This is a genomic window from Streptomyces sp. NPDC054956, assembly GCF_053609185.1.
On sequence record NZ_JBSGXB010000318.1, the window covers coordinates 1 to 8,450 of the forward strand.

The following is an 8,450-nucleotide window of genomic DNA, read 5'->3' on the forward strand; positions in this document are numbered from 1 at the left end:
TTGGCATCCGGAAACGACCGAAGGCCCGGATCCAGAGGATCCGGGCCTTCGAGCCTTCAGTAGCGGGGACAGGATTTGAACCTGCGACCTCTGGGTTATGAGCCCAGCGAGCTACCGAGCTGCTCCACCCCGCGTCGGTAAACCTGACTCTACGCGAGCCCGGCGAGCAGATGCAAATCGGTTAACCGGCCGGGTTCCGGCCGCCCCTCGGGCCCCCGCAGGCCGTGCAGGAGCAGCGAGGTGAGCGCGTCGACCACCTCGTCGCCGACGAGCGCGACCCCGGCGGTCAGCGCCGAGTACCCGAGCATCGAGATCATGCCCCCCATGGCGGCGGCGACCAGCTCCGGATCCCCCGGAACCTTCCCGACCCCGCTCGCGCATGTACTCCACGTGCTCGCGCGGGCGGGCCGGGTCAGGCCGAGAGTTCCTCGGCCAGCGCCTCGCGCAGCCGGGCCGCGCGCTCCGAGACCTCCGCCGGGCCGAGCTCCATCGCCCGCACGCACCACTTCTGACCCTCGGCCAGGTCCCCCTGCCGGGCGGCGAGCAGCCCGAGCCGAAGGGCCGCGCGGCCGTGCCCGGCCACCGCCGCCCGCGTCCACCACAGCGCCGCCTCCGGCTCGTTGCCCTCGCGGGCCAGCAACAGCCCGAGGTTGAAGGCCCCGTTGCGCGAGCCCGCTTCCGCCGCTTCCCGGTACCAGCGCGCGGCGACCGACAGTTCGCCCCGCGCCGCGGCCAGCATGCCGATCCGGACCTGCGCCCGCCGGTGCCCCAGCTCGGCGGCCCGCTCGTACCACTCCTCGCTCTCGGTCTTCGGCGCGCCGCCCACCGGCTCGCCCAGCGCCACCGGCTCCGGCGGCGGGGCCAGGGACTCCAGCAGGGAGGCCAGCCGGAAGGCAGCCTCCGCGCTGCCGCCGCCCGCCGCGCACCGCAGGTGCCGCTCCGCCGCGCGCTCCTCGCCGTCCCGGACCAGCGCGATGCCGACCTGGAGCGCCGCGTCGGTGTGTCCCGCGGACGCCGCCCTCTCGTACCACTTCAGCGCGGTGCGGTCCTCGTCGCGGCTGGCGAACAGGATGCCGAGGTTGAACGCGGCGTCCACGCTGCCGGCTTCGGCCGCCTTGGAGAACCACGGCTCCGCGCCCGCCGCGTCCCCGCCCTGCAGCAGCAGGATGGCGAGCGCGTTGGCCGCCTCGCGGTGCCCCGCGTACGCGGCCCGCCGGTACCACTGCTCGGACTGCGCGGTCCGCTCCTGCGCGGCGCACAGCAGCGCGAGGTTGTACGCCCCGTTCTGGTCGCCCGCGTCCATCGCGGCCCGGTACCACTTCTCTGCGGTCTGGGTCTCGCCCCGCGCGGCGTGCAGCGCACCGAGCGCGTTCGCCGCGTTGCCGTCGCCGTCCTGCGCGGCCCGCAGCCACCACGAGGCCGCGTTCTCCTCGTCGCCGGCGTCGCGCAGCAGGAAGCCGAGCGCGCACGCCGCCCGCGGCTCGCCCTGCTTGGCGGAGGTCAGGTACCAGCGCCCGGCCTCCTTCAGTTCGCCGCGCGCCTCCAGCAGCGTGCCCAGGTGCAGCGCGGCGCGCCGGTGCCCGCGCGCGGCGGCCTGCCGGTACCACTGCTCGGCCTCGGCCGGGTCGCCCTTGCGCAGGTGCCGCGCGAGCCGGTACGCGGCCTCGCGGTGCCCCTGTTCGGCCGCGGCCCGGAACCAGCGCTCGACCCCCTTGTCCCCGCGGTGCTCCAGCAGGTCCGCGAGCCCGTACGCACCGAGCGCGTGGCCGGATTCCGCCGCCTGGCGCATCCAGTACTCGGCCGCGGGCTCGTCGCCCCGCTCGCGGTAGTGGCGGCCCAGGGCGTGCGCGGCCGGAGCCGATCCGGCCACGGCGGCGACGCGCCACCAGCCGGCGGCCTCGTCGGGGTAGCCGCGCTGGTGCAGGAGGACGCCGAGGTTGTTGGCGGCGGCGCGGTCGCCCTCCGCCGTGGCCCCGCGCAGGTACGGCTCGGCTCCGGCGAGGTCGCCGCGGCGCAGCAGGAGGGCCCCGAGCACGCTCATCGCGCCCGGGTCCCCCTTGTCGGCGGCGACGCGGTGGCGGGCCTCCAGCTCGGCGTCGCTGGTCGAGTCGGCCAGCGTGAACGCCTCGTCGTCGAACACCGCGTCGTCCTGCGCCGATTGGGCCGTCCGGTCCGTCCGGAGCCCCCGCGTGGCCGAATGTGCGCGCACGGAAGCCTCGGCCGCCGTTTCCCGTGCCGGCCGCGTGGTCATCGCGGTCCGCACGTCAACGGTCTGAGCCGCCCCATCGGCCTCCGTACCCGATTCGGACTCCGCCCTCACAAACCGCCCTGTCTCCAGCAGAGTTGACCTGTCCCCCATAAATCCCATCGTCGCATCACCTGCTACCCGCGTACACCTGGTATGTCGCAGCCAGTGAGGTCACTACAGCGTTTTGTCGACATGCCCACAGAGAGACAAGTCAAACACGAGCAGCCCCCAACTCACCCACCCCAGCGACCCCGCGTCGGCGAGAAGCTCGACCGCACCGGGCATGACGAAGGCCCGGATCCATCGGATCCGGGCCTTCGTTTCAGTAGCGGGGACAGGATTTGAACCTGCGACCTCTGGGTTATGAGCCCAGCGAGCTACCGAGCTGCTCCACCCCGCGTCGGTAAAACCACAGTATCACGACGCGGGGTGGGGCCATTACCGTTATCCGGCGGGCTTGGCGGCCGCCAGCTTGGCCTCCGCCTCGATCGCCCGCTTCAGTGCCGCCTGCAGATCGGTCTGGGCCTTGCCGTACGCCGCCCAGTCGCCGGCCTTCAGCGCCTTGTCGGCATCCTCGACCGCCTTCTGCGCCTCGGCGAGCGCCGCCTTGACCGTCGGGTCCTGGCCGGTCGGCGGCGGGGTGGTGGTGCCGTCGCCCGGCGGGGTGGTCGGGTTGGTCGGCGTGGTCGGCGCCTCGGCCCCGAACACCACGTTCAGCGCCTTCTCCAGGGTGTCCTCGAAGGCCGTCTGGCCGCCGTAGGTCACGAGCACCTTGCGCAGCAGCGGGTACTTCAGCCCGGAGCTGCGCACGTACACCGGCTCCACGTAGAGCATTCCGCCGTCGAGCGGCACCGAGAGCAGGTTCCCGTACTCGACCTCGGAGTCGCCGCCGCGCAGCAGGCGGATGGATTCGGCGATCTTCGGCTCGGACTGGAACTTGCTCTGCACCTGCTTGGGGCCGTCGACCGGCTTGCTGGTCGGCAGCTTCAGGATTCTGATCTTGCCGTAGTCCGGGGTGCCCGGATCGGCGTTGACCGCCATGAAGGCGCTCAGGTTGTCGCGCTCGTTCGGCGTGAACGTCGTGGTGAGCGAGAAGACCTGGTCCTTCTCCTTCTGGCCCGGCATCTTCATCGACTGGTAGTACGGCGGGACCGCCGTGCCGGCCTTGGTCGTCGGGTCGTCCGGGACGGCCCAGGCCTCACTGCCGCTGAGGAAGGTCTGCGGGTCGGTGACGTGGTACCGGGTCAGCAGCTCGCGCTGGACCTTGAAGAGGTCCTGCGGGTAGCGGATGTGGTCCATGAGCGCCTTGGAGATGTCGCTCTTGGCCTTCACCGTGCCCGGGAACGCCTTCATCCACGTCTTGAGGATCGGGTCCTCGGTGTCCCACTGGTACAGGTCGACCGTGCCGTCGTACGCGTCGACGGTGGCCTTCACCGAGTTGCGGATGTAGTTGACCTGGTTCTCCTGGGCCACCACGGCACGCTGATTGTTCGTCAGCGAGTCGTGGGTGCTCTCGCCCAGCGTGGTCCGCGAGGCGTAGGGGTAGCCGTTGGTCGTCGTGTACGCGTCGACGATCCACTTGACCCGGCCGTCGATCACCGCCGGGTACGGGGCGCCGTCGATGGTCAGCCACGGGGCGACGGCCTCGACGCGCTCCTTGGGCGTGCGGTTGTACAGGATGCGCGAGCCCTCGCCGATGGCCCCGGAGTACAGGATCTGCGGCTCGCTGAAGGTGAGGGCGTACGCGGCGCGGTTGACCGGGTTGTCGAGGTTGACGCCGGAGTCGCCCTTGTAGCTCGTCTCCTTCTCGCCCTTGTCGTCCGAGTAGTCGAGCTCCTTCTGCGGTCCGCCGACGATCGAGTACTGCTTCGTCTGCTCGCCGTAGTAGATCCGCTGCTCGAAGTCCGTGCCGAACATGCCCTTGGAGGGCAGGTCGGACTGGGTGAAGTCCGGCGCGCCCTGGTCTCCGACCGTGGTGCCCTTGGCGGCGACGACGCCGTAGCCGTGGGTGTACTTGAAGTGGTCGTTGATCCAGTTGTTCTTCGGGATGCCGCCGATGTTCAGCTCGCGCAGACCGATGACCGTGTCCTGGCCGCTGTACCGGTCGACGGCGAGCGTCGACGGGAAGGCGTAGTAGCCCTTGACCTGCTGGAGCTGCTGGAAGGCCGGGGAGACGATGTTCGGGTCGAGGAGGCGGATGCTGGCGGTCGTGTCGGCCGCCTTGCGCAGCTTGGCCTTGTCGGTTCCCTCGGCCGGAACGCCCGCGTAGTCGGACACGTCCGTGCCGGCGACCCCGTAGGCGTCGCGCGTCGCCTTGATGTTCTTCTCGACGTACGGGGATTCCTTGGCCTGCTCGTTCGGCTGGACCTGGAACTTCTGCACGATCGCCGGGTAGAGCCCGCCGATCAGGATCGCCGAGAGGACCATCAGGCCGAAGCCGATGACGGGGAGCTGCCAGGTGCGCCGCCACAGCGTCGCGAAGAACAGCACCGCGCAGATCGCCGCGATGGCCACGAGGATCGTCTTGGCCGGCAGGTAGGCGTTGGCGTCGACGTAGCGCAGGCCGGTCCAGTTGTCCGCGGCCTTGAAGTCACTGGACTTCACGGCGAGGCCGTACCGGTCGAGCCAGTACGCGACGGCCTTGAGCGTGACGAAGAGACCGAGCAGCACCGACAGGTGGCCGGTCGCCGCGGCGGTCGCCCGCGCACCCGGGCTGGTGACGCGCAGTCCCCCGTAGAGGTAGTGCACGACGGCGGCGGCGATCACCGAGAGCACGACGGCGGCGAAGCCGAAGCCGAGCAGGAAGCGGTACCAGGGCAGGTCGAAGGTGTAGAACGACACGTCCAGGTTGAACTGGGGGTCCTTCTGGCCGAAGGGCACCCCGTTCACGTACATCAGCCAGGTCTTCCACTGACCCGCCGCCGAGGCGCCCGCGATCAGGCCGACCAGCGCGGAGATGCCCGTGAGCAGCCACTTGCGGTACGGCGCGACGCTCATCCGGTAGCGGTCGAGGCTCTGCTGCTCCATCGACATCGCGCTGAGCGGCGGCCTTAGCCGGTGGGCCAGCCAGATGTTCAGCCCGACGGCACCGGCCATCAGCAGGCCGAAGACGGCGAAGAGGCCGACCTTGGTCCACAGGGTGGTGGTGAAGACGGTCGAGTACTTGACGGAGCGGAACCAGAGCCAGTCCGTCCAGAAGCCCGCGAACATGATGAACGCCATGGCCAGGACGGCCAGGACGCCCAAGGTCATCAGAAGAGTCCGGGCGCGCCGGGACGGGCGGCCGACTCTCATCCGGGGCCCGGAAGGGCCTCCGCCGCGGTCCGGCATCTGGAAAGCCAAGGCGCACCTCGAAAGTCGCTGTGTGTGTAAGTGATGCTGAGATTTTCTTCAAAGCAGTGGGCCCCGATCGTAGAGCCCACTCATGCAACTTACTGAGGCTTTAGTCAGTTCCCGGTATCCGGGGGAAAGGAGGCAGGATGTTGTCCATGTCCAACCTTTCGCCGTCCCCCGGCACCCCTATGGCGGCAAGCCCGCTGACCCGTGCCGTCCTCGAAATCGACGAGTACGCCTCCACCCTCGGCTGGGACAAGCCCGCCCGGCTCTTCGCCCTGGTCGACACGGCCAGGCTGCGCAAGGAGGCGCCGGGCGTCGCCCGCCAGCTCGGCCTCGACCAGGACGACACGGGCAAGAACCAGCTCACCCCGATCGAGCAGGACGAGGTGCCGGCCGGGACCCCGCTGGACAAGTTCCTGGGAACGATCGCCTGGCCCCCGTCGGTCCTCGGCTGCGCGCTGACCGTGGAGCGGCTGATGCTGCCGCCGTCGGCGGAGTCCTCCGTGCCGGAGGGGCTCAGCGACAAGCAGCTGGCCAAGTGGGTCGCCGCCCACCCGGACCGGCAGGAGGTGCGGCTGACCGTGGGCGTGCTGCGCAACGGATCGCGGGAGTCCGCCGTACGGCTGCGGGAGAAGGACTCGGCGAACGAGGTGCTGACCGGCGCGACCCTGGTGCCCGGGCTGGCCGAGGCGCTGTCCGCCACCTTCCTCGACTAGCGGGCGGGGGCCGGGGGCGCGGTCAGGACTTCGTGCACTGCGGCAGTCCGGCCGTGTCCCCCTTGCCGATCTTCTCCAGCGCCTTGACCGCGTCGTCGATGGTGGAGACCTTCACCAGCGTGAGCCCGTCGGGCACGTTCGTCGCGGCGGAGGCGCAGTTCTCGGCGGGCGTCAGGAAGTACTCGGCACCTGCCTGGCGGGCGCCGATGATCTTCATCTGGATGCCGCCGATCGGGCCGACCTTGCCCTCGTCGTCGATGGTGCCGGTGCCGGCGATGAACTTGCCGCCGGTCAGGTTCTCCGGGGTCAGCTTGTCGACGATGCCGAGCGCGAACATCAGGCCGGCGCTGGGGCCGCCCACGTCGGCGAGCTTGATGTCGATCGTGAACGGGAAGGTGTGGTCGGTGTCGGCCCGGATGCCGACGATGGCGTGACCGTCGCCCTCCGCCTTGGCCGAGGTGATCGTCACCTTCGTCGTGCCGGTGGGCTCGCGGTGCGCCTTCTCGGCCTCGGCGGCCTCGGCCGCGGGCACGATGGTGAACTCGACGGGCTCGCCGGCCTTGTGCTTGGTGACGAGCTTGGCCACGTCCCCGGGGGCGTTGACGGGGGCGCCGTCCACGGCCTTGATCACGTCGCCGGCGTGCAGCTTGCCCTCAGAGGGGCTGTCCTTGACCACGGTGGCGACGATCACGCGCGCGGAGACCGGGATGCCGAGCTGCTTGAGGGCGGCCACCTTGGCGCTCTCCTGCGACTGGCTGAACTCCTCGGCGTTCTCCTGCGTGGACTCTTTGTCCGTCTTGCCGTTCGGGTACAGGTTCTCGTGCGGGACGACGATGTTGTCGCCCGCCGCCCAGCCGTACACCGCTTCCAGCAGGTTCATGTCGTAGTCCGCACCGGTGACGCGGACCGTCGTCATGTTCAGATGACCAGTGGTCGGGTACGTCTTGTGCCCCGAGATGTTCAGGACGGGCTCGCCGTGCGAGTCCCCGAGCGTGTTCACCGTCGGGCCCGGACTCATCTCCGAGTACGGGACCTTCATGAACACCCCTGCGCAGAGCAGGGCGAAGAGCATCAGGGTGGAAGCGAGCATCGTCGCAGTGCGGCGTGGCATGGACCGACAGTACGTGACAGCCCTGAACGGCGGCCTGCGGGGCCGGTCCGTACGGGGGCCGGGCGCCTCAGACGGCGTCCGAGCCGGAGTGCGCGTCCGCCTTCGCCCGGGCCTGTTCCGCCTTGCCCATGGCCTCGCGGAACCTTGCGTAGCCGGCGAGCTCGGATATGTCGCCGGTCGTGCGGTCGCGTGCCGCCCAGCTGCCCCATATCGCCGCTCCGATCGCGGCGAACAGCGGAATCAGCAACCACGCCAGTGACGCCATGGGCGTGCCTCCCTACCCCGAAGTACGTGTTGTTGGTGGCTTCAACGCTGGTACCCGGGAGGGGGTTACGCAAATCGAGGGCGTGTTGCGCGTCCGAATGGGGCAAAAAGGGCGGCCGCGGAGGTCAGCAGGCGCCGACCCACTCCTCCGTGCCGTCCGAGAACGTCTGGTGCTTCCAGATCGGCACCTCGTGCTTGAGGTCGTCGATCAGCATCCGGCAGGCCTCGAAGGCCTCGCCGCGGTGCGGGCAGGAGACGGCCACGACGACCGCGAGGTCGCCGACGGCGAGATCGCCGACGCGGTGGACGGCGGCGAGGGCGCGGACCGGGTACTTCGCCACGACGCGCTCGGCGACGCGGCGCATCTCGGCCTCGGCCGACGGGTGGCAGGAGTAGCCGAGCTGGTCGACGTCCGCCCCGCTGTCGTGGTTGCGCACCGTGCCGACGAAGAGCGTCGTACCGCCCGTCGCGTCGTCGCCGACGGCCTGGAAGACCTCGTCGATCGAGAGCGGGGTGTCACGGATTTCGAGGAGCCGGATCGGATCCGAAGCGGCCTGCTCGCCGGGGTGGTCGAAGTGCGGTGCCATACCTCCATCGTGCCCTAGCCACTGACAAGGCGAAATAGCCGTTTCACCAGGGCCCCGCCCACCCCCTTGGGAGCCTCCTACAGAAACCCGCAGGCCGAGCCCCACCCGGGGCACATCCAGCCACGCCCGGGGCACATCCAGCCCCGCCGGCGTTTGAGGCGATCTTTCAGCCCCGCCGGCGGTTGAGG

The 8,450-nt window shown here is 70.3% G+C and carries 7 protein-coding genes and 2 tRNA genes; 1 reads left to right on the forward strand and 8 read right to left on the reverse strand.

The features are described 5' to 3' along the window. Positions 1–60: 60 nt before the first annotated feature. The 5 genes from ACWGDE_RS32595 to ACWGDE_RS32615 form a co-directional block, all read right to left on the reverse strand. Positions 61–134 (reverse strand) — tRNA-Met (locus ACWGDE_RS32595). A gap of 15 nt (positions 135–149) precedes the next feature. Continuing rightward, the gene (locus ACWGDE_RS32600; protein WP_453392648.1) at positions 150–317 is read right to left on the reverse strand and encodes a hypothetical protein; all 168 of its coding nucleotides are present in this window, start codon (positions 315–317) and stop codon (positions 150–152) included. Positions 318–412: 95 nt separating this feature from the next. Beyond that, on the reverse strand, positions 413–2,368 hold the full coding sequence (locus tag ACWGDE_RS32605; RefSeq protein ID WP_453392649.1) for a tetratricopeptide repeat protein: 1,956 nt from the start codon (positions 2,366–2,368) through the stop codon (positions 413–415). A gap of 206 nt (positions 2,369–2,574) precedes the next feature. After that, a tRNA-Met gene (locus tag ACWGDE_RS32610) sits at positions 2,575–2,648 on the reverse strand. A 44-nt stretch (positions 2,649–2,692) separates the two neighbouring features. Continuing rightward, on the reverse strand, positions 2,693–5,578 hold the full coding sequence (locus tag ACWGDE_RS32615) for a UPF0182 family membrane protein (RefSeq protein ID WP_453392654.1): 2,886 nt from the start codon (positions 5,576–5,578) through the stop codon (positions 2,693–2,695). A 158-nt stretch (positions 5,579–5,736) separates the two neighbouring features. Between ACWGDE_RS32615 and ACWGDE_RS32620 the strand changes: the two genes are divergently transcribed. Then, positions 5,737–6,300: a PPA1309 family protein gene (locus ACWGDE_RS32620; protein ID WP_453392650.1), complete on the forward strand. Its 564-nt coding sequence runs from the start codon at positions 5,737–5,739 to the stop codon at positions 6,298–6,300. A 22-nt stretch (positions 6,301–6,322) separates the two neighbouring features. Here the strand turns inward: ACWGDE_RS32620 and ACWGDE_RS32625 are convergent, their stop codons facing one another. The 3 genes from ACWGDE_RS32625 to ACWGDE_RS32635 all read right to left on the reverse strand — a co-directional run bounded on the left by ACWGDE_RS32625 (position 6,323) and on the right by ACWGDE_RS32635 (position 8,262). Further along, entirely contained in the window at positions 6,323–7,411 is a 1,089-nt protein-coding gene (locus tag ACWGDE_RS32625) for a YlbL family protein (RefSeq protein WP_453392651.1), read from the reverse strand. A gap of 67 nt (positions 7,412–7,478) precedes the next feature. Further along, positions 7,479–7,676: a hypothetical protein gene (locus ACWGDE_RS32630; RefSeq protein ID WP_453392652.1), complete on the reverse strand. Its 198-nt coding sequence runs from the start codon at positions 7,674–7,676 to the stop codon at positions 7,479–7,481. 124 nt (positions 7,677–7,800) lie between these two features. Further along, the gene (locus ACWGDE_RS32635) at positions 7,801–8,262 is read right to left on the reverse strand and encodes a molybdenum cofactor biosynthesis protein MoaE (RefSeq protein ID WP_453392653.1); all 462 of its coding nucleotides are present in this window, start codon (positions 8,260–8,262) and stop codon (positions 7,801–7,803) included. Between the last annotated feature and the right edge of the window lie 188 nt (positions 8,263–8,450).

Coding starts and splice junctions, on each gene's coding strand:
- ACWGDE_RS32600 (WP_453392648.1), bottom strand. CDS start 317: ATGATCTCGATGCTCGGGTACTCGGCGCTGACCGCCGGGGTCGCGCTC.
- ACWGDE_RS32605 (WP_453392649.1), bottom strand. CDS start 2,368: ATGGGATTTATGGGGGACAGGTCAACTCTGCTGGAGACAGGGCGGTTT.
- ACWGDE_RS32615 (WP_453392654.1), bottom strand. CDS start 5,578: ATGCCGGACCGCGGCGGAGGCCCTTCCGGGCCCCGGATGAGAGTCGGC.
- ACWGDE_RS32620 (WP_453392650.1), top strand. CDS start 5,737: ATGTCCAACCTTTCGCCGTCCCCCGGCACCCCTATGGCGGCAAGCCCG.
- ACWGDE_RS32625 (WP_453392651.1), bottom strand. CDS start 7,411: ATGCCACGCCGCACTGCGACGATGCTCGCTTCCACCCTGATGCTCTTC.
- ACWGDE_RS32630 (WP_453392652.1), bottom strand. CDS start 7,676: ATGGCGTCACTGGCGTGGTTGCTGATTCCGCTGTTCGCCGCGATCGGA.
- ACWGDE_RS32635 (WP_453392653.1), bottom strand. CDS start 8,262: ATGGCACCGCACTTCGACCACCCCGGCGAGCAGGCCGCTTCGGATCCG.